At 59.3% G+C, this 26,422-nt stretch carries 26 protein-coding genes and 1 pseudogene; 10 read left to right on the top strand and 17 right to left on the bottom strand.

Going from position 1 to position 26,422, the window contains the following annotated elements; genetic code table 11:
- The first annotated feature begins 45 nt into the window (after positions 1–45).
- Positions 46–710, top strand: a pseudogene (locus FHT28_RS21195) (IS6 family transposase).
- Positions 711–1,036: 326 nt separating this feature from the next.
- On the opposite strand, the gene FHT28_RS21190 reads toward FHT28_RS21195, so the two are convergent.
- The 3 genes from FHT28_RS21190 to FHT28_RS21180 form a co-directional block, all read right to left on the bottom strand.
- Positions 1,037–1,420: a type II toxin-antitoxin system VapC family toxin gene (locus FHT28_RS21190; protein WP_081938848.1), complete on the bottom strand. Its 384-nt coding sequence runs from the start codon at positions 1,418–1,420 to the stop codon at positions 1,037–1,039.
- The gene (locus FHT28_RS21185; protein ID WP_037200130.1) at positions 1,417–1,617 is read right to left on the bottom strand and encodes a type II toxin-antitoxin system VapB family antitoxin; all 201 of its coding nucleotides are present in this window, start codon (positions 1,615–1,617) and stop codon (positions 1,417–1,419) included. The genes FHT28_RS21190 and FHT28_RS21185 overlap by 4 nt, the downstream gene beginning before the upstream one ends.
- A gap of 360 nt (positions 1,618–1,977) precedes the next feature.
- Positions 1,978–2,829 carry a LysR substrate-binding domain-containing protein gene (locus FHT28_RS21180; protein WP_168597258.1) on the bottom strand — a complete coding sequence of 284 codons (852 nt, stop codon included), beginning with the start codon at positions 2,827–2,829 and terminating at the stop codon, positions 1,978–1,980.
- A gap of 87 nt (positions 2,830–2,916) precedes the next feature.
- On the opposite strand from FHT28_RS21180, the gene FHT28_RS21175 reads away from it, so the two are divergent.
- From FHT28_RS21175 to FHT28_RS21165, 3 genes are all read left to right on the top strand, one after another.
- Complete coding sequence (locus tag FHT28_RS21175) at positions 2,917–3,618, top strand: haloacid dehalogenase type II (protein ID WP_113102797.1); 702 nt, start codon at positions 2,917–2,919, stop codon at positions 3,616–3,618.
- A gap of 21 nt (positions 3,619–3,639) precedes the next feature.
- Positions 3,640–4,431: an aldolase gene (locus tag FHT28_RS21170; protein WP_037200126.1), complete on the top strand. Its 792-nt coding sequence runs from the start codon at positions 3,640–3,642 to the stop codon at positions 4,429–4,431.
- Positions 4,432–4,689: 258 nt separating this feature from the next.
- Entirely contained in the window at positions 4,690–5,064 is a 375-nt protein-coding gene (locus tag FHT28_RS21165) for a DUF4260 domain-containing protein (RefSeq protein WP_047563033.1), read from the top strand.
- 168 nt (positions 5,065–5,232) lie between these two features.
- On the opposite strand, the gene FHT28_RS21160 is transcribed toward FHT28_RS21165, so the two are convergent.
- The 4 genes from FHT28_RS21160 to FHT28_RS21145 all read right to left on the bottom strand — a co-directional run bounded on the left by FHT28_RS21160 (position 5,233) and on the right by FHT28_RS21145 (position 8,614).
- Complete coding sequence (locus FHT28_RS21160; RefSeq protein WP_168597257.1) at positions 5,233–6,177, bottom strand: EamA family transporter; 945 nt, start codon at positions 6,175–6,177, stop codon at positions 5,233–5,235.
- A 3-nt stretch (positions 6,178–6,180) separates the two neighbouring features.
- Positions 6,181–6,861: a GntR family transcriptional regulator gene (locus FHT28_RS21155; protein ID WP_047563503.1), complete on the bottom strand. Its 681-nt coding sequence runs from the start codon at positions 6,859–6,861 to the stop codon at positions 6,181–6,183.
- Between the two features lie 113 nt (positions 6,862–6,974).
- On the bottom strand, positions 6,975–7,328 hold the full coding sequence (locus FHT28_RS21150; RefSeq protein ID WP_037200124.1) for a RidA family protein: 354 nt from the start codon (positions 7,326–7,328) through the stop codon (positions 6,975–6,977).
- Positions 7,329–7,366: 38 nt separating this feature from the next.
- Entirely contained in the window at positions 7,367–8,614 is a 1,248-nt protein-coding gene (locus FHT28_RS21145) for a D-amino acid dehydrogenase (protein WP_168597256.1), read from the bottom strand.
- Positions 8,615–8,828: 214 nt separating this feature from the next.
- Here FHT28_RS21145 and FHT28_RS21140 point away from each other — a divergent pair, with 214 nt between their 5' ends.
- From FHT28_RS21140 to FHT28_RS21115, 6 genes are all read left to right on the top strand, one after another.
- On the top strand, positions 8,829–9,923 hold the full coding sequence (locus FHT28_RS21140) for an ABC transporter substrate-binding protein (RefSeq protein ID WP_168597255.1): 1,095 nt from the start codon (positions 8,829–8,831) through the stop codon (positions 9,921–9,923).
- Positions 9,924–10,006: 83 nt separating this feature from the next.
- Positions 10,007–10,900: a branched-chain amino acid ABC transporter permease gene (locus FHT28_RS21135; protein ID WP_168597254.1), complete on the top strand. Its 894-nt coding sequence runs from the start codon at positions 10,007–10,009 to the stop codon at positions 10,898–10,900.
- Complete coding sequence (locus FHT28_RS21130) at positions 10,893–11,786, top strand: branched-chain amino acid ABC transporter permease (RefSeq protein WP_168597253.1); 894 nt, start codon at positions 10,893–10,895, stop codon at positions 11,784–11,786. Before FHT28_RS21135 ends, FHT28_RS21130 begins: the two co-directional genes overlap by 8 nt.
- Positions 11,779–12,537 (top strand): ABC transporter ATP-binding protein, encoded by a 759-nt coding sequence (locus FHT28_RS21125; protein ID WP_168597252.1) that lies wholly within the window; start codon positions 11,779–11,781, stop codon positions 12,535–12,537. The genes FHT28_RS21130 and FHT28_RS21125 overlap by 8 nt, the downstream gene beginning before the upstream one ends.
- Positions 12,534–13,253, top strand: coding sequence for an ABC transporter ATP-binding protein (locus FHT28_RS21120; RefSeq protein WP_037200115.1), 720 nt, complete (start codon positions 12,534–12,536; stop codon positions 13,251–13,253). Before FHT28_RS21125 ends, FHT28_RS21120 begins: the two co-directional genes overlap by 4 nt.
- Positions 13,254–13,284: 31 nt before the next feature.
- On the top strand, positions 13,285–14,082 hold the full coding sequence (locus FHT28_RS21115; protein ID WP_037200114.1) for an aspartate/glutamate racemase family protein: 798 nt from the start codon (positions 13,285–13,287) through the stop codon (positions 14,080–14,082).
- Positions 14,083–15,208: 1,126 nt separating this feature from the next.
- Here FHT28_RS21115 and FHT28_RS21110 read toward each other — a convergent pair.
- The 10 genes from FHT28_RS21110 to FHT28_RS21065 all read right to left on the bottom strand — a co-directional run bounded on the left by FHT28_RS21110 (position 15,209) and on the right by FHT28_RS21065 (position 26,291).
- The gene (locus FHT28_RS21110; protein WP_234903941.1) at positions 15,209–16,843 is read right to left on the bottom strand and encodes an amidohydrolase family protein; all 1,635 of its coding nucleotides are present in this window, start codon (positions 16,841–16,843) and stop codon (positions 15,209–15,211) included.
- Entirely contained in the window at positions 16,840–17,889 is a 1,050-nt protein-coding gene (locus tag FHT28_RS21105; protein WP_037200109.1) for a questin oxidase family protein, read from the bottom strand. The genes FHT28_RS21110 and FHT28_RS21105 overlap by 4 nt, the downstream gene beginning before the upstream one ends.
- Positions 17,890–17,959: 70 nt before the next feature.
- On the bottom strand, positions 17,960–18,442 hold the full coding sequence (locus FHT28_RS21100) for a nucleoside deaminase (RefSeq protein ID WP_037200108.1): 483 nt from the start codon (positions 18,440–18,442) through the stop codon (positions 17,960–17,962).
- Positions 18,432–20,120 (bottom strand): CocE/NonD family hydrolase, encoded by a 1,689-nt coding sequence (locus FHT28_RS21095; RefSeq protein WP_168597251.1) that lies wholly within the window; start codon positions 20,118–20,120, stop codon positions 18,432–18,434. Before FHT28_RS21095 ends, FHT28_RS21100 begins: the two co-directional genes overlap by 11 nt.
- 2 nt (positions 20,121–20,122) lie before the next feature.
- Positions 20,123–20,941, bottom strand: a complete 819-nt coding sequence (locus tag FHT28_RS21090; RefSeq protein ID WP_037200106.1) for a creatininase family protein — start codon at positions 20,939–20,941, stop codon at positions 20,123–20,125.
- Positions 20,938–22,452 carry an NAD(P)/FAD-dependent oxidoreductase gene (locus FHT28_RS21085; protein WP_168597250.1) on the bottom strand — a complete coding sequence of 505 codons (1,515 nt, stop codon included), beginning with the start codon at positions 22,450–22,452 and terminating at the stop codon, positions 20,938–20,940. The genes FHT28_RS21090 and FHT28_RS21085 overlap by 4 nt, the downstream gene beginning before the upstream one ends.
- Positions 22,449–23,246, bottom strand: a complete 798-nt coding sequence (locus FHT28_RS21080; protein ID WP_168597249.1) for an ABC transporter permease — start codon at positions 23,244–23,246, stop codon at positions 22,449–22,451. Before FHT28_RS21080 ends, FHT28_RS21085 begins: the two co-directional genes overlap by 4 nt.
- Positions 23,243–24,121, bottom strand: a complete 879-nt coding sequence (locus FHT28_RS21075) for an ABC transporter permease (RefSeq protein ID WP_168597248.1) — start codon at positions 24,119–24,121, stop codon at positions 23,243–23,245. Before FHT28_RS21075 ends, FHT28_RS21080 begins: the two co-directional genes overlap by 4 nt.
- A complete protein-coding gene (locus FHT28_RS21070; RefSeq protein ID WP_168597247.1) occupies positions 24,121–25,209 on the bottom strand; it encodes an ABC transporter ATP-binding protein in 1,089 nt (362 codons plus the stop codon). The genes FHT28_RS21075 and FHT28_RS21070 overlap by 1 nt, the downstream gene beginning before the upstream one ends.
- Positions 25,209–26,291 (bottom strand): extracellular solute-binding protein, encoded by a 1,083-nt coding sequence (locus FHT28_RS21065; protein ID WP_246704913.1) that lies wholly within the window; start codon positions 26,289–26,291, stop codon positions 25,209–25,211. The genes FHT28_RS21070 and FHT28_RS21065 overlap by 1 nt, the downstream gene beginning before the upstream one ends.
- Positions 26,292–26,422 lie beyond the last annotated feature (131 nt).

Here is a 26,422-nt window from a genome sequence, read left to right as displayed (position 1 = left end):
CCGTAACGTTATTCGAGCATCGCTCAAAATGTGGGATCTGGCGGCATGACCAGATCTGCACGTGATCCTCTCTATCGTCGTCACCGGTTTCCGCTCAGCCTGCGCATGGCGAGGATATGCTGGCAGCCCGTGGTGTCATCGTCTCTCACCAAACCGTAGGACTGTGGGCCGAGAAATTTGGCAGGTGCTTCGCCAATGATATCTGCAAGCGATCAGCCGGTAGGCTCGGTGACAAATGGTACCTCGACGAGGTGGTCATCACCATTCGGGGAAAGAAACACTGGCTCTGGCGCGCCGTGGATCAGGATGGTTTCGTCCTCGACGTTCTGATCCAAAGCCGCCGTAATGCCAAGGCTGCAAAGCGTTTGATGCGCAAGCTTCTGAAAGGGCAAGGTTCTACCCCGCGCGTCATGATCACCGATAAGCTTCGATCCTATGACGCGGCGAAGCGGGAGATCATGCCCGGCGTCGAGCACCGTTCTCACAAAGGGCAGAACAATCGGGCGGAGAATTCCCATCAGCCGATCCGGCGACGAGAGCGGATCATGAAGCGCTTCAAGTCGCAGCGACATCTACAACGCTTCGTCTCCATCCATGATCCGGATTTTGCCAACCTGTTTCATATCCCGCGCCAAGACACTCCTTCTGCCCATTGTCGCGAGCTGCGAGCGGCCGCGATGCAGATGTGGAGCGAGATCGCCCATCTGTAGGTCGCTTGATCACAGACCTCGTGCCGCACTTTAACCCGAGACCGATAACTTTACAGTGCCCCATAAAGTTTGACGCCTGCGTGAATTTGGAATTCGTTTCTGTTCCGATGAGCGATGTGAAATGCGGGTGATGGCACCATGGTAGATCTCCGGAGAGCAAGAGTTCCATAAGTTCCATTACCTATTTGGAAGGTCGTAAAGCGCTGATATCGCTTCTTTAATTAGGACTGATATTGAAATTTCAATCGCGGGATCATCGGTTCTGGTCTCATCAAGAGCAGGGGTTCGCAAAACCTATCTGAAGCACTAGACCTATGGCTTCAGCATTAGTGAGGCGCGTTGACCGGGATATGCAGTGAGGCTTGTGCCTTTTTCGCTGCTGCCCGCAGACGCTTGTCTTTGGTCCATAAGGACACTTTGTGGTCAAGAAGAACGGACGCCAGCAAGTGAGCATCCGTGTAGCCAATGCCCATACTGAAAATACCATGTCGATCGATCATTATCATGATTTCGTCATGTGTTGCGACGACTGCACCGCGCTGGGCCGACAGGAAAGCTATCACGTCACTGCGATCCCGGAGGCTGCCAAGAGCCAGCTCGCCGATCACGCACGGATGGCAGAGCAGTCGATCATCTTCAATAATCCTGCGCAACTCCGCGTCAGCAGATCGGAAATGATCAATCCAGATCGAAGTGTCAGCTAGTATCACTTAACTGTCGCGCTCCGGCGGCGCGGAGGTGCCTCGGCGTCCGGCATGGTTCCTCCGAGCGCGATGAGGCGTTTTCCGGACTCTACACGAACAAGCGTCTCCAATGCTTGGCGAACGACCGCCGCGGTTTCCTTGGTCCCGGTCAATGATTTCGCCCTATCCATGAGTGCGTCATCAAGATTGATAGTAGATCGCAATAGTCGAATCCCTTATTGAAGCATCTAAAATAGCACCAGTTGGTGATAAAATCTACGCCTCATTTCTGCTTAACGTAGGCAGGCATCGCCTGCAATCCAGAAAAAGGGGGGCCGCTGTTCAAATTGGTTCAAGGCGGCCGATAATCACCGTACGCGCCTTGCAGTTGTGTGCGCCTCGCTCTTGGCCTGCGACATCGACTGACATCGAAATGGAATTCCCTTTCGTCAATATCACCTCGGTGGTTTCCTCGCCGGATCGCGTGCCTCCGGGCTTGCGGGTAAACTTCGGGTACGTCCGCCACTTGCGCGGGCTCCTTGGCTGCGAACGGCACGCGAGCAGCGGTCGAATGGACACCACTATCACAAGATATTCGCAAGAAATTTCCCGACGGACTGGGCTTCTGTCGAGAGGCTCGCCCGTCCTTTCACCAGTGCCATCTCAGACGGGGGCTGATCGTCGAACCCATCCGTGGGCCCGAGTTTTCGGTGTTCAGGAAGTATGGCATCGGAAGGCAGGAGACTGATTCCAAGACCGGAAGCGACGGCTGCTTGCACCCCCATCAAACCTTGGCTGGTGTAGGCGATCCGCCAGCGACGACCGCTGTGCTCCATCGCTCGGATGGCACGATCCCGATAGATGCAGCCGACGGGAAACACCGCGAGTGGCACTGGATCCGCTTCGACAGAACGGGCGGCGCTCTCCACCCATATCAGTTCTTCTTTCCAGCTCGCGAGACAAGCCCCATCTCCGGGCTCGCGCTTGATCAGCGCGAGGTCGATCTCGCCCATATCAAGCAGGCGACGAAGCTCAATGCTCCAACCGCTAACTGTGTCGAGCCTGATATGTGGCGATGCGGTCGAAAATCCCCACAGCAGATCAATGAGGCGCCGCCCGGCAAAATCCTCCGGTACGCCGAGGCGAACGGTTCGCGGTGCCAGAGGTTTTCGCATCACCTCGGCAGCCTCATCTGCCATGGCGAGTATTCTACGGGCATAGCTCAGCAGCAACTCGCCGGCTTCCGTGGTTTCAACGGTTCCGGTCGATTTATCCCGACGTAGCAGCGAGGTGCCCAAATTCACCTCCAGCTTCTTGATCTGCTGGCTCACCGTCGATTGTGTCAGATGCACCCGTTCGGCCGCTTTGGTAAAGCCGCTACAGTCGACAACTGCAGCGAAGGTTCTCAAGAGATCCAGATCGAAGCCCAGGCTCATTTGATTTCTCGATGAAGATGATGATGAGATTTAATTTCTCAATTGGTTCAGCTTTTGTCAACCTCGGGAAACCGAAGGAGACGAGAGATGACACTGCCTGGAGCCAGACCAACATGGTTGACCTTTGATTGCTACGGAACCCTCATCCAATGGGACGAAGGGCTGCTTGCAGCGGTGGACCGGATATTATCCCCGAAAGGTCGCGATATCGATCACAAGGCTTTCATTACGGTCTATGACCGCTATGAACATGCGCTGGAAGAGGAGCGTCCTCACCGAACTTTTGCCGCGGTCAGTGCCCTTGCCCTGGAGCGGGCCATGGTTGAATTCGACCTCCCGTTCACGCCTGCGGATGCCGGGATCCTGACATCCTCGATCGGCAAGATGCCGCCGTTTCCAGAAATCGTAGCAACGTTGGAAAAGCTGAAGGCCGCGGGTTTCCGCCTTGCGATTATCTCGAATACAGACGACGCGATCATTGCCGGCAATGTCGCCCAACTTGGTGGCTTTATCGACCGCGTCATCACGGCTGAGCAGGCCGGGGCCTACAAGCCATCCCGGCAGATCTTCCATCATGCCTGGAAAACCCTGGGCATCGGTATGGAGGATTTGGTGCATATCTGCGCCAGCCCGCATCTCGACCTTGCGGCGGCGCGCGAACTCGGCTTTCGTACGGTCTGGGTCGATCGCGGAACAGGCCGCAAGCCGCTCGCTGACTACCACCCGAACGAAATCGTGCCGACCCTCGGCAGGGTGCCTGCCGTCCTTGCCGCAGCGGGCTGGATATAACTTAAGGAGGTGGAGATAACCATGGCTCACGAACTGAATGTCTCAAAGGCAAATGCCGCTGTTCGCCGCAATGTCTCGCTGGAGACCGATGAGATATGGCAGGCACGGGTTGATCTGGCTGCCTGTCTGCGGATGGCGGCGCGGCTGGGGTTGGAAGAGGGGATCTGCAACCATTTCTCGGCCGTCGTTCCCGGCCACCCCGATCTCTTTATCGTCAACCGTCTTGGCTGGGCCTTCCAGGAGGCAACGGCTTCATCACTGCTGATCTGCGATTTCGAGGGCAATGTGGTCGCCGGCGACGGCGTGCCGGAAGCGACCGCTTTCTACATCCATGCCCGCCTTCACAAGATGGCCCCTCGGGTGGGGGCTGCCTTTCATACCCATATGCCGAATGCAACGGCGCTCAGCATGGTGGAAGGCGAACCGCTGGTCTGGGCAGGGCAAACCGCGCTCAAGTTCTATGGCCGTGTTGCGGTGGATGAGAATTACAACGGTCTGGCGCTGGACGAAAGCGAAGGCGACAGGATCGCAGCGGTGCTCGGCGACAAGGATATCCTGTTTATGAAGAACCATGGTGTCATGGTCTGTGCGCCCAATATCGCCGAAGCATGGGATGATCTCTACTATCTCGAACGTGCTGCCGAAGTTCAGCTGAAAGCAATGGGGTCGGGCCGCAAACTGCTGCCGGTTTTGCCCCATGTTGCTGCCGAAGCGGCGCGGCAGATGCGCGAAGGGGATCCGGAAAGTGCGCGCATGCATCTGGCAAGTATTCGACGCGTGCTTGACCGGGAGGCGCCGGACTATCGAGACTGATCATGTTAAGCTTGTCGGTACCCATCACGCGTGGCGCACGGCTTTGGCCCTTCAGCAGCTTGCGCACCAGGCGTTTGGCTGCCTTGGCATTGCGGCGGCTTTTTTTCTTGCGGCGGATCAAAAGGTCAGTCAGAGGCATCATCAAAGCGTCTCAAAGACCGAGATATTCATTTTTGAATAGCCGATAGTAGAATTTAGTCAATTTTGTATGTCCATCGTCGATGTTATCACTCCGACATAACAGTTGGAGATAGGGTTATGACTGGTTTCGTCACTGGAATACCAAAGGTGCTTCTTCGCCTTGAGGGGCTTGGGGTACTCGTTGTCGCCACCGCTTGGTACGCCAAACTGGATGCCAGTTGGTGGTTGTTTGCCGTCCTGATCTTGGCCCCCGACCTGTCAATGGTCGGCTACCTAGCCGGGAAAAAGGTGGGGGCCGCGCTTTACAACGCGGCCCACTGGTACATCCCACCGCTCGCTTTGATCGCTTGGGGTATGGCTGGTCATGCGCCTGTGGCGTTGGCCGTCGGATTGGTATGGGCTGCCCATATCGGCCTCGACAGAGCGCTCGGCTACGGGCTCAAATATGCAGAAGGATTTGGTATGACACATCTGGAGTCAATCCGGCGCTAAAGAACAATACGAATTAACAAGACCAGTTACGACCAGGATCCCGTCGGAAAAGCATCATCGCTTTAGGCAAGTTTTTGGTTTGCCTTACGAATTTATTGGCAGAAAGGATTTGCAATAACAGGGTCGTCGGTTCGTATCGCTTTCAAGAGCGGACAGAGCGTAGACATTTCAGCTGCGCCGGGACGTAACTATGATCGCCGATACACCTGCCAAGATCAGTGCAATCCCAAGCATTGAGAGAAGCGCCGGTTTCTCATCGAGCGCTACCCATCCAAGCACGACGCCGACCAGCGGATTGACGTAGGCGAAGGTGGATACGACCGTTGGCGGATAGATCTTCATGACCGTAATATAGGCCAGAAGGCTGGCCACGGAGCCGAAGATTGCCAGATATAAAAATGCCGTCAGCTGGACCGGAGCGATATCAGCCGGTGGTAAAAGAGATGTCTGGCTCGTCCAGCAGATGACGGTCAGAACGATTGCCGCCGACAGCGTCTGCAGTCCGGCAGCCCAGACCGGCGAAGTGGCTGCAAATAAAGGCTTCTGGATCAGGCTGCCGATCGACCATGTCAGGCCTGCGGCGCAGAGAATGAATGCCAGCCAGACCGCGTATCCGGTCTCGACCGATGCTGAACCGGCCAGGAAGACCGGCGGCCCGACGATAAGAAACAGGCCGGAAAGGCCGATGCCAAGCCCCACAACCACATTGCGCGATGGCGGCGTGCGGTCGATGACGCTGGAGATCAGCGTTGTCCAGATCGGGATCATGCCCATGGCCATGACGATGAAACCCGAGGCTGCATGCCGGGATGCCAGCGTCGCAAGTCCGTTGCCCGTCACCCACATCAGAATGCCGGAGGCCGCACAGATGACGATCTGCTTTGCCGAAAGAACGGGAAAGCGTCGAGTGCGAGAGAGGCCGATCGCAATCAACAGGGCAGATGCCGCCCACATCCGCCATGTCTGCAATTGCAACGGCGCGATGGAGGGTGGTCCAGTGACGGCAATCTTGACCGCGAAATACGTGCTTCCCCAAACGAGATAGACGACCAGCAGATTGCCGAGATTGGTCCAGGAGGTGCTGCGCGAGGTCGTGCCATCGATAAGGGACATGGTTCAGGCTTCCCGCATGAAGATACGGGCAAGACCTTCCTTCATCGTTTCCGTGGCGTCGGTGGCGCTGATCCGGATATGGTCGCCCATGATCTGCGATGCCGTCTGCCCGTCCCGTTTCAGCATCGCTTCGGCAATCCTGTTGTGCTCGGTATAGGTGGTCGAAAGACGCCGATGTTTTTCCACTTCGATCTGCCGGACGAAATGGATGCGGGTGTTGATGCCCTCGATCATCTTGGCAAGCTCGGGATTGCCTGAAAGCTTTGCGATACGCATGTGGAATTCCTCGTCCTTGGCCGTCAGGTCCGCGCTGGAGAGGGCATCCGCCATGGCCGAGGTCTTCTGCCACCAGTCGAACAGCGCCCGCAATTCGAGATCCGAGGCATGTTCCGACGCCAGTCGCACCGCCCGCTCTTCCAGCAGAATGCGGACATCGGTCAGGTTGAGGATTTCCTCGACATCGAAGCCGCGGCAGAAGAAACCACGATTGACCTGAAATGTGATCAAGCCTTCGGTCACGAGCCGTTGCAGCGCTTCGCGGATCGGGCTGCGGCTGACCTGCATCTTTGCCGCAAGTTCCAGTTCGTTGATCCGTTCGTTCGGCTTGAACCGGTATTCCATCGCCATACGGCGAATTTCCTCATAGACACGAGGTCCGGTCTTCGCAGGTTTCGATGCCAACACGTCTTGATCCTCGAGGTTGTGGCGATAGGACGGCCGGACAATTGCGCTGATGCCATGCAGCCTGTCAATTGAAACCGGTGTGGCCATGCCAGGACGACCGCACCGGGAACGCTTCAGATGCCCGCGATGACGGCAATCTCGACGGTAAATTGCGGGGCTGCAAGCTTAGATTCGACGCAGGCGCGTGCAGGGGCGTTACCGGGCGCCACCCATGCGTCCCAGACCGCATTCATCTCGTTGAACGTCGCGATGTCCGTCAGCCAGATCGATGCGGAAATGAGCTTGCTCTTGTCCGAGCCTGCTTCGGCCAGAAGTTCGTCGGTTTTTGCGAGGATATCGGCCGTCTGCTCGGCAATAGAGGCGCCGGGCGCACGCAGGGCGACCTGGCCTGCAAGAAAGACGAGGTTTCCGTAAGCAACGGCCTGCGACATGCGAGGGCCTGCGCCAAATCGGGTGATCTGGTTCATGTTTTTTCCTTTTCGGTAGGGTGATGGGGATGCTGCTGTCAGGCGGCGCGAGAGATGCTGTCCAGATCGACAGGAGAGCTTCGTCCCGCGATCAGGTCGGCGGTAATGCGCGCCGATCCGTGCGACATCGTCCAGCCGATATGACCATGCCCGGTATTGAGCCACAGGTTGTCGATGTCCCGGCGGCCGAGCACCGGAAGGTTGTCCGGCGTCATGGGGCGTAGTCCCGCCCACATATGGGCGCGATCATAGGCGATGCCCTTGGGGAACAGCGATCGCGTCACCTCCATCATGAAGGCGAAATCGGACGGCTTGTGAGACCGGTCGTAACCGGCAAACTCCGCCGTTGCTGTGACGCGGATCGCATCGCCCATCGGGGTGATCGCGACGAGATTGTGCTCGTCGAGGACCGGCACTTTGGGCGCCAGGTCGGGATCGGCGATCGGGATCGTCAGGGAATAGCCCTTGATCGGGTAGATGGGCAGCGAAAGCCCGATCTTGCGGGCAAGCAATGGGCTTTCGCTGCCAAGGCTCAGCACATAATTATCCGCGGTGAACTCGCCCTTGTTGGTCACGACACAGGTAATGCTGTTGCCGCGGCGCTCCAGCTTGAGAATGCGGGTGCCGGTCAGGATGCGGCCGCCGCGGCTGCGGACGATATCGGCCAGCGCCATGGTGAATTTGGACGAACTACCGGTCTCGTCGGTGGGGCAGAGAATGCCGCCGGCGATGAGGTTGCGTGAGCCGAGCAATGCAGGCTCGCGACGCACGATTTCGTCGGCATCGATGATGCTTATCTGCTGGCCGTCACCTTCCAGAAGCCGCATGTTGCGCACGCCGTTGTCGAGCGCCGCCTTGTTGCGGTGGAAATAGATGATGCCGGACGTGGTGCGGTCATAGGCGATCCCCTCGCGGGCCACCACATCCTGCAGGACGGCCTGCGAATGGGTTGCCAGGCGATGCTTGCGCAGCGTGTTCAACCTCGCCTTTTGCGCCGTGCATTGCATCAGGAAACGCCACGACCAGCCGTAGAGATAAGGATCGGCCGAGAGGCGGAACCGCAGCGCCTGGTTCTTCAGCACAAGCGATTTCAACAGGATCTTCGGTGCGGCGGGTGACGACCAGACGAAGGAATGACCGGGAGCGATCATGCCGGCATTCCCCCAGCTGGTGCTTTCCGCCACCTGGTTTTCCTGCTCCAGCACCGTCACCTCATGGCCGTCCTGAAGCAGCTGATAGGCGGTGGTGATGCCGACGACGCCACCGCCAAGGATCAAGGCATGCATGTTCATTTCCTCTGTGTCGAAATTATTGTCGACAATAAATATGCCGAGTGTCCGCTGTCAATATTGATTTTTCGTCTCCCGGAAGTGGATGAATCCGGGGAATAGCCGGATTGTTTATTGATGCATGGCAAAAAAATGTTGCGGTGCATCTTGACGGGAAAATTTATTGTCGTTTCTATTGTCGACAATAAATCTCAAACAAGAGGGGTGTGACATGAAGAGCATTTTGTTGAGTGGCGTGTTCGTTCTGGGCCTGTCCATGGCAGCCTATGCGCAGGAAGCGGTTATCGGCGCAATCCTTCCGCTTTCCGGCTCCAGTGCGACGCAGGGAGAAGACCAGCGGCGAGGCATGGAACTGGCGCTGGAGAAGATCAATGCCGGCGGCGGTGTTCTCGGTCACCCGCTCAAAATCGTCACCGAGGATTCCGGCGGACGCACGGCAACCGCGCTGGATGCGGCCAAGAAGCTCGTCACCGTTGACAAGGTGCCCGTCATCCTCGGGGAGTTCTCGTCCGGCATCACCATCCCGATTGCGCAATATCTGCTGCAGCAGGGCCGGGCGCACATCAATATCGGCAGTTCCAGCACCCAGATCCGCACGCTGGGCAAAGGCGCCTTCAGTGTCATCGGCCTCGATGACGTCTCCGGGACTTTTGCCGCCCAGGACGTCTTTGCTGACGGCGCCCGGAAGGTTGCGGTCATCGCCCCAAACAATGCCTATGGTCAGGGCATCGCCAACGCCTTCGCCGCCAAGTTCAAGGCGCTCGGCGGCGCCATCACCTCGACGGTTCTTTATACGGAAGGGCAGACGACCTATCGCCGGGAGTTGCAGCAGCTCGGAGCCGGCGCGCCGGATCTCTATGTCTACACCGCCTATGGCAAGGAATCGGCGACCATCAATCGCGAAAGCTTCGAACTCGGCCTCAACGACAAGAAATGGTACGGGCTCTATCTGACCATGTGCACCGCCGACAGCGACCCGCAATATGTCGAGGGCCAGATCGGCATGGATCTCAACTATATCGGCGGCAACGGTGCCGACTACCAGAAGGCTTATGAGGCCAAATACAAGGGCGGCTTCACCTCGACCTTCAACGGCTTCGCCTATGACGGCGTCATGCTGGTAGCCGCTGCCATCAACAAGGCGAACTCGCTCGATCCGCAGAAGATCGAAACGGCGATTGCCGAAATCGGCAAGAGCTACGAGGGTGCCACCGGCCCGATCGTATTGGATGCCGACGGGCAGCGCGGCGCCCAGCCCTATCTTCGTCTGAAGATCGAAAGCGGCAAGGCCATCGCCACCCAGTAAGCACCGTCAGCGCCGGCGTCCTGAGGGAAGACCCATAGGATGCCGGCGCTTCCGATCTTTGCCGATTGAACCGGACGAAAATCATGTTTCAATTTCTTGTCGACGTGCTGATGCGCGCCTGCGACCTCATGCTCGTGGCGATCGGCATGAGTGCCGTCTACTCGCTGATGAAGTTTCCCAATATCGCGCTCGTCCAGTATGCCGCGACCGGCGGTGTCCTGGCGATCGCGCTGCAGAAGGCAGGCGTGCCGGTCGGCGTCGCGATCATCTTTGCCGTCGTCCTGACAGGCTTGCTTGCGGTCATTCTCAACGAATTCCTGTTCAACCGGATGCTGAAGATCGGTTCGTCGACGGCGATGATCGGATCGCTGGCGGTCAGCATGGTCTTCTCCGCCGCCTTCCTGGTCACCGTCGGCCCCAACCCCAGCCGATTTGCGCTGCCGGTCTCGCGTCCCATCCGCATCCTCGATGCCCGCATCACCGAACCGCAGCTTCTCGGCTTCGCCATCGTTGCGGCCGCGATTGGGATCTTCGCGTTTCTCTATTTCCGCACCGATCTTGGGCGCTGCATGCGCGCGACATCGACAAATGAAGTGCTTGCCGATGCCACCGGTATCGATACCGGCCGGATGAAGACCATCATCGTTCTGATCAGCGGGGTGATGGCGGCGCTCGGCGGCGTTGCGATCGCGCTGAAGGGCGAAGTCGACATCCAAGTCGGCATGGACCTGCTGCTGCCGGTCTTTGCCTCCGCCATTCTCGGCGGGCTCGGCAATCCGTTCGGCGCCATTGCCGGCGCGCTGCTGATCTCAGCTGCGGAAACGGTCGTGACGGCCGTCAATTTCGGTCCGCTGATGGGAGAGGTCGCCGCCTTCCTGCCGGTCGCCTATGCCAGCGCGATCTCCTTCCTTCTTCTGGTCGCAGCGCTTCTGTGGCGCCCGCGCGGTCTGTTCGTCAGCGAGGTCAAGCGTGTCTGATTTCATAATCCACGTCACTATCATGTCCGGCTTTTACGCACTGCTCGCATTGAGCCTCAACCTTCAGGCCGGTTTCGGCGGCCTGATGAATTTCGGCCAGATCGCGTTGTTTGCCTGCGGCACCTATGGGGCGGCGATCGCCTTCCATTTTGACTTCGGTGCGATTTCCGGCTTCGTTCTCGCGATGTTCGCGGCTGCTCTGCTGGGCTGGGCTTTTGCAAGCTTCGGCCGCAACCTCCAGGCGGACTATTGGGGCATCGTCACGCTGGCGCTGGCAGAGGTCATCCGCATCGTCACAACCAACGAGGACTGGCTGACCGGTGGTGCGCAGGGTATCGGCGGCATCCCGCCGCTTTATCCAGGTCTGGACAGCCAGGCGCGGCAGATCGCCATCCTCGTCACTGTTCTGGCGCTTGTGGTTGCCGCCGGGTTGTTGTGCCGCCATCTGATCGGCGGCCGTTATGGCCTGTCGATCCGGATGATGCGGGAGGAACCGCAGCTCGCCGCCTCGCTCGGTTACGATACGATCGCCCTCAAGCGCCAGTTGATGGCCGCATCCAGCGTGCTGGCGGCGGTATCCGGTTTTCTGTTTGCCCATTACGTCAGTTTCGTCGGGCCGGAGCAGATCGATAGTTCGGAAACCTTTCTGATCTGGGCGATGATCGTGGTCGGCGGTCTCGGCAACAATGCCGGTGCCATCGTCGGTGCCTTTCTGCTGCAGTTCGCCTTCGCCTTCATCCCTTTTGTCAAGGACTGGATCGGCCCGCCGACCGAATATGTCGCGGCCGGCCGGCTGTTTCTGACCGGCGGCGGGTTGATCGCCTTCATTCTGTTTCGGCAGTCAGGCATCGTGCCGGAACGTGTGGGAGGGCGCCGCTATGTCTGATCCGGTACTCACGCTCGAAGGTGTGGCCAAATCCTTCGGTGCCAATCAGGTCCTGGCAAATGTCGGTTTCCGAATCGGGCAGGGAGAGGTCGTCGGGCTGCTCGGGCCGAACGGCTGCGGCAAGTCGACCCTGCTCAATCTCGTATCCGGGATATTTGCTCCCGATGCCGGAACCGTGGTCTTCAACGGCGAAGATATTACCGGCCGCAGCATGGACCGGATCGCGCGGAAGGGGCTGGTGCGCACCTTCCAGCTGCCTTCCATGCCACGCAGGATGACGGTTGCCGAACTGCTCTATGGGGCAGCGGCACGGCGGGCCGGGTTCCGGAGCTTGTTCCGGCGGGAGGTAGACGACAGGGCGGAGGTTGACGCACTGCTGGACGACCTGGCGCTGTCGCATGTTCGCCATCTCCCGGCGGCCTCGTTGTCCGGCGGGCAGAAGAAGCTTCTGTCGATCGCGCTGGCCTTGCGGGCGTCTCCCGAGATGATCTGCCTCGACGAGCCGACCGCCGGCGTCCATCCCAATCTGCGCCAGCGCATGATCGGGCTTCTGAGGCGCATCAATGCCGCCCGCATCACGCTGCTGATCGTCGAACACGACATGCATTTCATCCGCGAACTCTGCAGCCGCTGCGTGGTGATGGATCGCGGTGCGGTGATTGCCGATTGCAGGCCGTCGGAACTCACATCCAACGAACAGGTCGTCGAAGCCTATCTCGGCAATGCCAGACAGAAGAGGGCGATGGCATGATCGAAGTCACCAATGTGAGGGCTGGCTACGGCGATGGGCCGGATATTCTCAACGGCATTTCATTGAAGGCGGAGCCTGGCAGGATCGTCACCATTCTGGGGCCTAACGGCTGCGGAAAATCGACGCTTCTGAAGTGCATCGCAGGTTTCGTCCGGCCGCGGGCAGGCAATATCCGCATGTCCGGCGAGGCCGTCACCGACGTGCCGACCTACAGCAAGGTGCGCCACCATCGGGTCGGTTTCGTGCCACAGACGGACAATGTCTTCGCCACCATGACGGTGGCGGAAAACATCCTGCTTGGCGGCCGGCTGATGGAGCGACGAGACCGCGAGCGCCGGTTCGATGCGCTTCTTGACCAATATCCTAGCCTCGCCTCGAAGAAGAACAGACGTGCATCCGCTCTGTCGGGCGGTGAAAGACAGCTTCTCTCGCTGGCGCGGGCGCTGATTTCGGAACCGTCAATCCTTCTTCTCGACGAACCTTCGGCCGGCCTTTCTCCGCGGATGATGCACGATGTCTTCGAGGCGATCTCGGACGTCCGTCGTCGGGACGGTCCTTCGATCCTGATGGTCGAGCAAAACGCTTTCGAGGCGCTGCATGTGTCCGACACCGCCTATGTCCTGTCGCTCGGCAGCGTGGCGATGGAAGGTGCGGCCAGCGATCTCCTCGCCGATCCGGCAATGCGCTCGCTCTATCTCGGCGGCGACAGCCACTAATTCTCTTCTCACGCATACCGGAGACATGACCATGACGATCCATTCACTGCATGACACGACCCCGCTTCTCGTCAACAGGGAAGGTCTATCCTTCGACATCGATAACGGCATCGGCACGCTTGCCAATCTCGGCCTGCTGGTGCTTCGAACGGACCAGACGATCGAGGACGAGTTCCGCTTCGCGCTGCCGTCGTCGGACGTGGCGCTCTACGAGGCGCGGCTCTACAGCGATGTCGAGATCACGCCGGCAAACCTGATGAAAATGTCGGACGAGATCCCCGGCACGGTCGGCTTGCTTCCGGATGTGGCATTCGACGTTATCGGATTTGCCTGCACGTCCGGCTCCCTCGTCATCGGCGAGGATCGCATCGCCGAGCGTGTCCACGAGGTTCTGCCAAGCGTGAAGGTGACCAATCCGGTCACCGCCGTCCGCGCCGCGATGGAGGCGCTCGGCGCCCGGCGCATGGCGCTGCTTACACCCTACATGCCGGAGATTAACCACTCCCTGCGCGCCTCGCTGATGGCGAGGGGCATGGATATCCCGGTCATGGGCTCCTTCCATGAGCCGGATGACAATCGTGTGGCCCGAATCACGCCGGTTTCGATCGAGCGCGCTATTCTCGAGCTGGGAAGCTCGGATGAATGCGATGCTGTTTTCGTTTCCTGCACCAGCATGCGGGTTGCACGTATCGTTGAGCAGGTGGAGGCGAAGCTTGGCAAGCCGGTAACATCCAGCAATCATGCGCTCGCCTGGCACATGCTCCGGCTGGCCGGTTACAGTCAGCCAATGCCCGGTCTTGGTCAGTTGTTCACGTTGCCAGGCGGCTAACCCTTCGTCATTCATGCATCAGAACAGAGGTTCTGTTTCTGAAATTAGCTGGGCCAACGGTACACATCCTTTCAAGACCTTCAATGCGGAGATTTGCGATGAATGTTTTCGATGACGGCTATGCGCCCTATTCCGGCCGTTCGACTGACACTTGAGACCTCCCGAAAGCCGATGAATGACGGAGGCAAGCATCAATACCTACACAGTCCACGGCAATTGCACGCCAAGGTCTGGGCCGAACCCTTGGAAAGTGACACACACTTCATCGCGATGGCCGGAATCCTTGCAGGATAGCCAAAAGCGTCTCTGAGCTCTCCAATGCTAAGACGGACATCCCGCCCTCAGGCGTCACGTTCGGGCGTTGGGAAACTCAGAGCAGAAGGCCGACACGGGCGGTTACTTAGGTGACAAAGTGTTGCTGCCGATGCGAGCTTTGATTTGGGGACGTCATGACAACTCTTAGGATCTACGATCTCAAGCAAGAGGTCCTTGCTCTTGATCTCAGAGACTTGCTGCGGCTTTTGGCTCCAAAGTCTCTGGAAGCAAACTGGATCGTTTCGACGGTCAAGTCGTCTACACCTGGGCACGAATGGTTTGAGGCTACAGGTGAAGGCGGGGAACGGCTTGAAGGATTGGCGCAAAACAATGCCCAGCTTTCGGGCTCTGATTTAGCTGCGTTGGCCGAGAATACGCGACAGGTTATTTGGGGCGAGTTCGTCGGCTTGCCGCACACACAATCAGACAAAACGTGGGTGATATCCGAGCGGTCGATAGCACGTTCTACGAGGTCGATACGGACGACGAGATGGTGCTGAGCAAGATTAGCTCGACTTACAAAGATGTCCGTGCTGGGGAGGTTCCGGTTGCGTCATGGCTTTGGGCCCCCCGGTGAATGATGGCAGCCAAACGCGAACGGCAGCCAGAGCGAGGAATGCAGCGAACGACCTCGCGGCTACGGCTCAGTGGAAACATGAAATAGAGCCAAACAGCATGGATGATATCGACGGTGGAAAACGATGTCTCTTATAGCTGACAGTACGCGTGGTCATGCCAACCACTTATTTTGCAACCATTAAACACACGACAACGTGACATCGCCCCGGCGGCAACTTTTGCTCAGACATGTCTATCCTCCAACCAACGTTTGCTGTCTTAACGCCACTCGGGAGTTGGATGTTCCGGAGCCAGCTTGTTCCTCTTCCGCCATAGCGTTATATCGATAGGGGAGATAACCGGCCGCCGGCGTGAAATTGCGGTGGTATGCCTCGATATGGGGAAGCAGGGCATCGATCGCATCCCAGGCTTGCCGCTCGCCTTGCGTTTCTGGTCGTTCCAGCCGTCCGGCGATTTCTGCCAGCACTGCCTCACGATCGATCGTGATGACTTTGCCGTCATTGACGACCAGGCGACCGCCAACGAACACCTGGGTGACGGCATGCCGTCCGCCGCGATGCAGGACGCTCTCCACCACCGGCGTGCGGGCGTTTACATGCGGTCTTCCGATCTTGCGGCGATCCATGAGCACGATATCGGCCTGAAGACCTGGTTCGAGCCGGCCCGTAAAGCCGCCAAAGCCGACGGTTCTGGCGCCATGCTCGGTCGCCATCTGCAGCACGGCACCAGCATCAGGACGGTCGTTCCATAGGCCTGTCTCGCGGTGTAGTGCCCAGACCAGCTTCATTTCAAGCGTCATGTCGCGGTCGTCGGCTATGTTCGACTGGTCTATCCCGAGCGCGACCGGAATGCCGCGGTGGCGCATTTCGTTGACAGGGGCGATGCCGCTGCCGAGCCGCAGGCCGGATGAGGCATTGTGGCACATGCTGCAGCCGCAATCGGCTATGATGTCGAGATCCTCGCGGCTCATCCAGTTGCCGTGCCCGAGCGTGACGTTTGGCCCGAGGCATTCGAGCGCCTTCAAATGCTGAACGGCACTGTGGCCGAAATTATCGTGGGCGAAGCGTGATTGCCGTTCGGTTTCCAGAAGGTGCATATGGACCTGCGCATCGGTTTCGCGGGCCGTCTCGAAAATCGTCCGCAGGCATTCGTCCGTACACCAGTGCAGATTGGCAGGGGCGAGATTGATGCGGACATGATCCGGCCGGGCGTCGAACCAGCTTTCTTTGAGCGCGCGGTAAAATGTCATCAGCTCTGCGATGGGAATGTTCGACGCGTCGAGTTTGGGCGCGATCCAGCTGCGGACGGCATCCGGAAGGGTGGCCAGCACCTTGGCGTCGTCGTCATAGGTCAGAATGTTGCGGTCGCGGATCATGAATGTAAAGCCGGCCCGCATGCCTATCTCGCTATAGGCCTCCAACGTAGCATTTGCCGTGGCCGTCCAGTTCTCTGGTGCGCCTGCAAGTCCGCTGTTTATATGCTGCACCGTCGTCGTTCCGCTTTCCAGCATCTCGATCGCGGAATAGAGCGTATCCAGCCGGACATCGATCTGGCGCATCGCCCGGAATTGCGGCAGCCACAATTCCAACGGGGCAAAGGGTACGCCCTGCATCAGTGGCGTGATCCCGAAATGGTGGTGGCTGTTGACCAGTCCCGGCATGGCGATCATGTCCGGAGATCCGAAGCGGGCGAGATGGTCGTTGCCGTAGGCAACGGCGGCAAGAGGCCCGATCTGCGCGATCATGCCGCCAGCGACGCGGATGCCCACATCATGGCGCATGGACATGGTGCCGTCAGGCAAAACGCCGCACAGCACGGTTCCGGCTTCAATGATGCAGTCGCCGGACATCGGCTCTTCCGGGCTCATTTCGTGTAGTCTCCGATTAGTCCGAGGCGGCGGGCGACTACGACACGGTAGAGCGGGTCGCCATAGACTTTCATTTCCTCGCTGGCGGAAAAGGCGAGACTGATATCATGCTCGTCGTAGCTTTGCGCGGCGATCGCATGCATTTCGGGCCAGTCCGGCACATGGATATGACGCCAGCGATCGACGATCGCTCTGTCCGGCATCTCGGGAAACCCGAGCTCGCCCATCAGCGCAGCGATCCCCTGCCAGAACACCCGCATCATCCGACGGAGGGTCGCCTCATCGCAGTGCGGCTCAAGGAGACGGATCCAGTGCAGCCCGGTGATGATGTGCAAGGCCGCGAAATGCTGGGTTGCGGCAAATATGGCGAGCGCCGTCGCCGCCATTTTTTCCATCGTATCCGGCCCGATGTCGAGCCAATCGACGACGGGCGCGAATTCGGGCACGCTTCCGGCGTCGCGAATGTTTTGCCAGAGAAGGTCGTGAAGTTCCATGCCATGCAATGGCTTGATCGCAGCTGTCAGGGCCAGGACTTCCGCTGGGTCGCGCGTGATCGGGGACGTTCCCTGCGCTTCCGGAAGCGGCAGATAGGTGGCGGCCCAGTAGGCGAGCGCAATGGCGACATCGGTCTCGTCGGCGCGAAGCACGCCATAGGCTGATCGCATCAGCGCGTGAAAGGCGCTGGCGGCGACGCCGTCGGCAAGATCGGGAAGATAAAGCTCCAAAGCCCCGTGTATTCCGAGCCGGGTCACCTCGTCGGCAAAAAAGACGCGCAGATCGGGTTCGCGCTCGCGCATTCCGATGGCGGCTTTCCAGCTTTTGCCATCCAGGCGCTTCAACGGCTGGGCGAAGGGCAGAAGCTGCTTTGCGTCTCTGTAGTGATGGAAGAACCGCCGCAGCTGAGCCGGCCCGCCGCCGATCCGGTCCAAAGCGACGAGGACCATCGGCGCATGATTGGCGAATGTACGCGAAAATTCAGAACCCCATGCCGGCATGCCGGCCAGCAACGTCTCCAGTTCGTCCGAAGTGCTTTCTTTGGGGACCATGGATATAAACTCCTCCTTGAAACCGGCGTCTCATGCCTGACCTTGTTGAAAGCGGAGTGCCCGCTTGTATTCACACCGTTGATTGCCAGGCGTCCCGGTGAACGGCTTCCGCTTCCGTCTCGATCAAGGGCCCGATGACCTCGATGCTTTTCTGGCCGGCTGCAAAGACATCGCGGCATGGTAGATCCATTGTCGGGTTGTCCGGGTGATCTCCTGTCATGGCCTTCAGCCGATGTTCGGAAAGGCCGTAGACGACCCGGCCGATACCGACCCAGTAAATAGCGCCGGCGCACATGGCGCAGGGTTCCGCCGAGCTGTACATGGTACACTCCGCCAGAAACGGCTCGCGATAGAGCTTCGATGCACGCGTCGCCAACAGACGCTCTGCATGGGCTGTTCCATCGAGGTCGGGGAAATATCCGTTCTCTTCCTCAAGAAGAATTTCACCACCGGGACCGGCTAGAAGCGCGCCGAAAGGCATATTGCCATGCGCTTTCGCCCGGTGTGCAATCTCGAAGGTCAATCTAAGAAGGCTTTCGTGATCAATGCTCATGTCGGTTCTCCTCTACGGTATGGGATTGCCTGTCTTTCGCATCGGCCTGCCGCATCACGGGCAATCGCAGGGTGGAGTGGTAGCCATCGCCTGAGCGGAGTACGAGGGTCGTGACCAGCCGATCCGTTACGGCTGAGTCCTGGGGACGCGCTCCGGTGCCCGGATTGACGGGGAAGGCAGGGAACGATGCCGCCTGTATGGACAGACGCAGGCAATACCCTGCCGGCACCGTAACATGCATGGGCCGCAGCGTGACGAGAACCGCCGATCCGTCGCCGTGCATCTTTACGGTCTTATGCCCCGACGTTACGCTGATGGCGGGCCCGTCAGGGGCAAGCGCGCTCAAGGTGCAATCCACGTCGAAACTCGGCCTGTCGGCGGTGACGAAGAGGTTCACTTTTGCGGCTCCGGTCAGCAGGAGCGGCCGGTCGAGCGGATCGGAGGTATAGACGAGCACGTCAGCCCTGTCGTCGATGGCTGCCCGGTCGGCAAAATCCGGAGGCGTGCCGAGATGCAGCCCGACGCTCGGGGCCGGCCGCCATGGATCGTGGACGAGATAATCGGCGCTCGCAAGTGCCGGCTTCTCCGTAAGCGTTCCATCGATGCTCGTCGCCGCCGCCCGGCCGCCCGATGCGAGATGAAGCACCAGAGTCTCGGCCGTCGGCAGGCTTTCGAAACCGGTCCATGTCTTTTTAACAACATCGTAAAGCCGGACCTTCGGGTAAGGATTGTCGCGGCCTTTGAGAGCTTCGTCGAAAAATGCGACGATCTCGCGGTCGATACCGTCTGCCGCACCGGCTCCAGCATCCACTGGCCCGACCTGTCGTCCCCAAGGGATATGCGACCATGGTCCGATAGAAAGCCGCTGGAGACTGCCCCCCGCGGAAAATGCCTCGAAGGCGGCGAACGTGCCCTCAAGCATAATGTCGTTCCATCCGCCGACATGCAGGACCGGAACGTCCAGCGTCACGCCCTCAAGCAGCGATTGCGGCGACCTTGCCCGCCAATAGGACGGATCATCAGTGAGCCAGTCATGATAATGCGTGTATCGCGCTGCCTGCTCCAAGACGTCCGACCGTGCCGAAACCGCGCCGGAATGCAGAGAAGGCAAAGCAGCATGCAACATATGGGCGGCATCGAGGTCGCCGGCCAGCCGAGCATTTTCGACGGCCATCTGGCACGCCCACATCTGGTTGGACTGCAGACGGAATCCGTCGCCCTCGAAGGCCCAGTGGTTGCGCACATCGAAGGCCGCCATGGCGATCGCCATCGCGTCGGGCAATTTTCCGCCGGATTTTCGAGCGCCGGCAAGGGCCAGGAACTGGTTCATGCCGTGATAGCTGAAGCCATAGCTGGCCACCATGCCGTTGCCGCCGGCAAGATCGGCCGCCAGCGACAATGTCTGCGCGCCATCGGCGACATCGTCCTCGAGAATCCTGAAGACCCCTTCAGAATCTCCACGGCCACGAACATCCTGCACCAGCACGACATAACCCTGCGCCGCATACCATGCGGGGTGGGCCAGAACGACCGTCGAGGCGACCTTTCGCCCGTAGGGCAGACGCATCACCAGGACGGGATAGCGCTCCGGGCCGACGGGACGATAGACGTCAGCTGCCATATGGACGCCGTCGGCCATGCGCATCCGAAGAGTTTCGACGGGGCGGAGTGCCTGCATGGTTATCTCATGGCCGAAAAGCGTGTTTCAGAGGTGAGCCTCTTCATGTCGAAATTGCGCGTCGCCTCGATGAGGCGCACCAAACCGGTTGCTGCCCGGTCAAGCAGCTGCGCGCCTTTGACGGCGTCGGCATTGGCGGCATCTCCGCTGACGCCCGCGGGATGGAGGTCCTGCGCTTGCCAGCCGAAACCGACCGCGCCCTCAGCCGTCAACGGGCTGCCGCACTTCTCGATGTCGACGGTCAGCGGCACGAAATCTTCGGCCTTGTCCATGGCGACCAAGTCCGGCGCGATGGCCAGCATCATGCTGGTTTCGATATCGCCGCCGTGAATGCCGTGAACGATTTCCGCCGACGAAAACAGATCGTCGACCGGCGTGATCCTGAACCAGGAACAGGCGACCGCCAGCATGTCGAGTTCGACACGGATATCGCGGCAGGTCATCTCCATCAGCGAGATCTGTCCGCCATGCGAATTGAACAGGATCATCTTTCGGACGCCGGCTCGCTCCACGCTTTTGGCGATATCGAGCCAGACGAGCCGCAGGGTTTGCGCCGATATGGTCAACGTCCCTGGATAGGCGAGGTGCTCATCCGATTTGCCGATACTGATTGCCGGCAGGATGAGGACGTCCGCGTTTGCGTCGAGCAACGGTACCATCCGATCGAGGATGGCGGCATTGATCGCGGCGTCCACCTGCACGGGAAGATGGGGTCCATGCTGCTCGACAGCCGCAATCGGCAGTATGACGACCGTCTCACTCAGATCGCGGGACGCAAAATCGGCGGTCGAGTGATCGGCCCAGTAAAAGGAATGCGTCATGCGCCACTCCGCATAGTTGGCTTGTTGGTCTCGGGCGATCTTGCCGATTGCCGGTTGGCCTCGGCCACGACCGTTTCGAAATCGTCCGGGATCGGCAGATCCGGAGAGACATAGGCCTCGAGTTCCGGCAGGATGACCGCTTCCCGATCGAGCAGCAGACGGCGCAGGACTCCGCGCACGAGCCGTGGAACGGCATACTTGTGCCCACTGATCGACGTCGAGTGCGGACCGTGACTGACGAAACTGCTGCTGTTGAAGGCAAACACCCGGCTGACCCATGTCTCATCCGGATCCTTCGGGATGAATCCATAGAACCCATCGAGATAGGGAAACCTTGCCAGCCGGGCATCCGCGCTGCCGTCTTTCGGCGTGTAGCGTTCGCCCCAAAGCGCGACCTTGTCATGAATGGTCTTGAGTTCAGGCCTGACGGCGAGATCGACATCCATGCCTGTCGCAAGAAGCAGATGATCGAACTCCAGAATACCTTCAGGCGTGGTGACACGGATCGCATCGGCCTGCTGGGAGACCTCCAGCCAAGGGGTTGCGGGACGAAGCTTGAAATTTTCAAGGCGCATCGCGGTCTCGAAACTGCGCACCGGTGGCGGCTGATCAGCACTGCGAAAGAACCGGGCAATATCCCAGCGTGTGGTCTCGGAAAGGTCAGGGTAATGCGTCATCATGCCGGGTGTTTCGACCGCGCGGTGGGGATTGGTGCGCGGCAGTCGCGCGCGCCGGAAGCAGAGATCGACGGAGGCAGCACCGGCTTCCAGCGCCTTGATCGCATTGTCGAACGCAGAGGCACCATGGCCAAGCACGCCGACGCGCAATCCCTTCAACGCGTCGAAATCGACCGGCCCGTTCGTGTGATCGAACTTTTCGGGTGCAAGGGCTTCGGATACAAGTGCCGGCACCCGCCATGCGCCGGCGCCATCATAGCCGGTAGCCAGCACGACGGTTCGCGCCAGGGATTTTTCAATCCTGCCTCCGAGACGGGTCGTGACGGCGATCAGATCGCCCTCCGGGGCGACATCTAGGACCTCGCAATGATTGGTGATGGCGATCTCGAAAACGTCGGCATACCAGTCGAGATAGGCCTTCCAGTCCGTTCGCGGAATGCGGGACAGGTCCGCCCACGCTTGTTGCCCGTAGCGCGTTTCGAACCAGCGGCGGACAGACAGGTTGATAACATTGAACTCGTTGCCGACCTGTGTCTTCGGGGTGCGCAACTCCTCCATGCGCGCAAAGGTCAGCCATGGTCCCTCGGCGCCTGGTGCGCCGCTGTCCAGGACGCGGATATGCCGGAGCCCATCCCATTTCAAGGCTGCGGCGATCGTGACGCCGGACTGGCCGCCGCCGACAATGATCGCATCAGCGATTTCAGCCGCGTCGGGTCTCGGCAGGTCGCTGAGCCATGCTGCGCTCGGGTAGCCGAGCGCAGCAAGATCGGCAAGCGCTTCCTGCTTCAGGTCGTCAAGTGTGATGCGCGGCGCGTCGATTGGAGCAATCATCATAGGTCATCTCGTACATGAGCCATACGTCCGCGCAGGCGGCGTCGGCGATTGATTTCGGTCAGCGCGACGATCAGGGCCGTCAACACGAGGACGGCAACCTGCATTGCATTGAGGTCGGGCTTGAGCTCGCGCCGGAATTCTGATGCGACAATCAGCGACAGCGGCTGCGTGCGGCCGGCGAGGAACATGGAGATGGTCAGATCGGCCAGCGACAGGATGACCCCGATGGAATAGGCGGCACTCAGCGCGACACTCAACTGTGGCAGCAGAACGCGCCGGAAGCTTTGCCACGGGGTAGCGCCGAGATCCCGTGCCGCTTCCTCAAGCCGCGGATCGAGCCGGATCATCACGGCGGCAAGGATTGTTGTGGTGAAAGGAATGGCGACCAAAGTCTGCGCCAGTATGAGCGCCGTTGCCCCACGTCCCAATCCCACCCAGCTCATGAGCATGGCTTGCGCAATGGACAGCACCGTCTTCGGCACTAGAAAGGGCACGAGGACCAGGATGCCGAATGCGGCCCGGAACTTCATGCGCGGCGACGTTACGGCCAATGCTGCCATCAGCCCGATCAGCGCGCCGAGCAGACCGACGGGCTGCGCGATCAGAAAACTGGTGACGAAGCCGCCAAGAAACGCTTCGTTCCCGAAAAGATCGGCATACCAGGAGAGCGTGAAACCGCTCAAGGGGAAGGCCATCGTGCTTGCGGCGTTGAAGGAAAAAATTCCGAGAACCACGATCGGCAGATAGAAGAAGCACACGGCAAGGCCGAGCGTTAAGATCACCAAGCGGCTCATCGTGCCCCCCGCCGAAAGACCGCCCGCGCACCATCGAACCGAAGAAGGAAGATCACAAATCCGCTGGCAAAGACGAACAGGACGATAAGAAGGCTGAGGGATAGCGCGGAGGCCAGCGGCCAATCGAAGGCGGTCCCGAACAGGTTGTCAATCATGGCCATCGGAGTCGCGCCCGACGTCCCGCCCAAAAGGCTCGGCGTCATCATGTCGCCGGCGGCGAGCGCAAAGACCGTAATCACGCCGACAGCCAGTCCAGGCGTCGTCAAAGGCAAAATGACCTTGAAGAACGCATCTATGGGGCGAGCCCCTAGATCCCGTGCGGCTTCGATCAAACGTTCGTCGATCAACTCCGCCGAGATCCAGATTGCCAGCACCATGAAGGGCAAATTGTTGTAGAGAAGCACAAGATGCGTCGTGAACGGCGAAAACAGCAGGAATTTCAACGGCTCATCTATCACGCCAAACCATTTTAGAGCGGCGTTGACCAGTCCTTCGGAGCCGAGAACGACCCGCCAGGCATAAATCCGGACAATCTCGCCGGTATAGAGCGGTGTCAAAAGGACGATGCTGCCGACCCCCTTCCATAGAAGGGGAAGGCGCGTCATCGAAACGGCGATCGGGTATCCGATCAAAGCCGCCAGTACCGCCGTTCCAGCACCTGAGATAACAGCCTTGCCGACCAGAAAGGCGAAGACCGGATTAGTGAACATCTGCGCCCAGCTATGTGACGAAAAGGCCGGAACGAGCGTGAACGCATCGAGATCCACCTCGAAGACGCTGAAAACCGCGAGCAGGGCAAGCGGGAGAATGCATCCCAGCACCAGTATACAAGCGACGGGCATAGCAAGCTGCGCCCGGTGAAACGCCAGGGCCATCAGTCGATCCTCGTGATGAAGGCACGGTCTCGATCGACGACAAGCCCAACATCCGCTCCAGGCGCAGGCGGGCTATCCGCCATGAACCGCAAGATGACGCCCTTAACCTCGGCCTCGACAAGGTAGCGATCTCCTTTGAAAACGACATGCCGGATCGTCGTGTTCAGGCCATCCGCGCCAATACGGACATGTTCCGGCCGAATGGCGAGCACTGCCTTATCCCCTTTCACCAATCCCTCAACCGCCGGGCATTGCACGATGCCGATGGCTGTATCGATCGCAGCCGATCCGGACACCCCGCCATTGTTTGCGATTTGACCTGGAATGAGTGTCGCTGCGCCGATGAAGTCAGCGACAAAGGCGTTGGCAGGACGGGCATAGATCGTCAGCGGGGCGGCCTTTTGAATGATGCGCCCCTTGTTCATGATCACGACGATGTCCGACAACGCAAATGCCTCGTCCTGATCGTGGGTGACGTAGACGAAGGCGATACCGAGACGCCGCTGCAAATCCTTCAGTTCGATCTGTAAATGCCCGCGCATTTTTTTGTCCAATGCGGACAGTGGTTCGTCGAGCAGAAGCAGATGCGGCTCCGCTATGATCGCACGTGCTACGGCGACCCGCTGTTGCTGGCCACCCGAGAGCTGATGCGGATAACGATCACCGAACTCCGCCATATGCACGGCATCCAGCGCCCTTTTGACGCGCGCCGCCACATCGACATTACTGTGGCGCCGCAGTGTCAGCGAGAACGCGACGTTTCCGAACACGGTCAGATGCGGGAACAACGCGTAGCTCTGGAACACGGTGTTGACCGGACGGCGCTCCGGCGGAACGCCGGAGAGCGAACGTCCGTCAAGCACGATCGATCCCGCGTCCGGTGTCTCGAAGCCGGCAATCATGCGCAGTATCGTGGTCTTGCCGCAACCGGAAGGGCCGAGAAACGTCGTGAAGGCCCTTTCCGGAACATCGAGATCGACACTGTCGACCGCGCGCTCCTTGCCATAATTCTTGGTCAGGCCGCGGGCCGACAGCAAAAGCCCCGATCTGGTCGGATCGGACATCATGTCAGGCGTACTCACCTTCATTAGCTTGCCTTGACTTCATTCCAGACCTTTAGCCACTCCGAGTAATTCTCCGGGGCGACGGGCCACATGAAAGATTTCATCACATCCATGTCGTCGACGAAGATCGTTTCCTGCTCCTCCTTCGACAGCTTGTCGCGAATAATGGACGAGGTGGTTGCGTAGTTGCCGATCTTGGCAATCTGAGTCGCGAAGTCTGCGCCAAGCAGATAATCGACAAACTTATAACCGATTTCGGTCTTTTCCGGAGATAGTGTTGCCGGCATGGCGAAGCAATCGCACCATCCCATGATACCGGCTTTCGGCTTGGCCATCCCCACCGCCAGCTTGTCTTTCAGTGCGTCATAGGGAACCCGCCATGAAAACGCGCAGGAAACCTCGCCCGTGGCAAACAGGTTGGTGAGATCGCCGATCGTCTGCCAATAGGTGCGCAGCAGCGGCTTTTGCGCGATCAGCAGTTTTTTAGCTTCTGCCAGTTCCTTGGTTTCCATAAGGAAGACCTTGTCGCGCGGTACGCCGGCGACCAGACCGGCGATGCCGATGGACTCCAGCGCATAGTCGCGCATGGCAAGCTGGCCCTTGTATTTCTCGTTGAACAACGTCGTGTAGTCGGGCTCGCTCTCGAACTTGTCCTTGCGGTAGACGATCGGGTTGAGGCCCCAGAGATAGGGAACAGCGAACTGCTTGCCCGAGGCGTCGAGAACCTTGGGCGTGGTCTTGAAAACGTCGTACATTTTGGCGGCGTTGGGGATCTTGCCCATGTCGATTTCTTTGAGCAGCCCCCCCTTGATGTAGCGCCAGCTTCCATTCAGCGACGGGTTGATCATGTCCCAGTCGGAGGCGGTGCCGGTTTTCAGCGCCGCGAATTGTGCGTCCTCGCTAGAAAGATAAGACAGCTTGATCTTGACGCCGGTCTGCGCTTCGAAGGCCGCAATGTATTCAGGATGGCCGTTGGAATCCCAGGTCGCCCAGACCATTTCGGAAACGGCCGCCCTGGCGCTGCTCAACGAACCGAACATCCCTGCTGCCGTACCGGCTGCAATCCCTGCAAGCACCTCACGTCGGCTAATTCCTGAACCTGCCATCATGCCCTCATCTGGTTGCGAGTGAACTGCGACCAATGTCGTTTGTTTGGACAGGAAAGCCTATAACGGAACCCAAATAGACTGTATTGCACTGCGCAAAAGGCGGGCGCCCTCTTTGCCGCCCGCCCCCC

This window comes from Rhizobium sp. SG570, from assembly GCF_012275345.1.
Classification (GTDB): domain Bacteria; phylum Pseudomonadota; class Alphaproteobacteria; order Rhizobiales; family Rhizobiaceae; genus Rhizobium; species Rhizobium lusitanum.
This window is presented reverse-complemented; position numbering and strand designations above follow the sequence as displayed.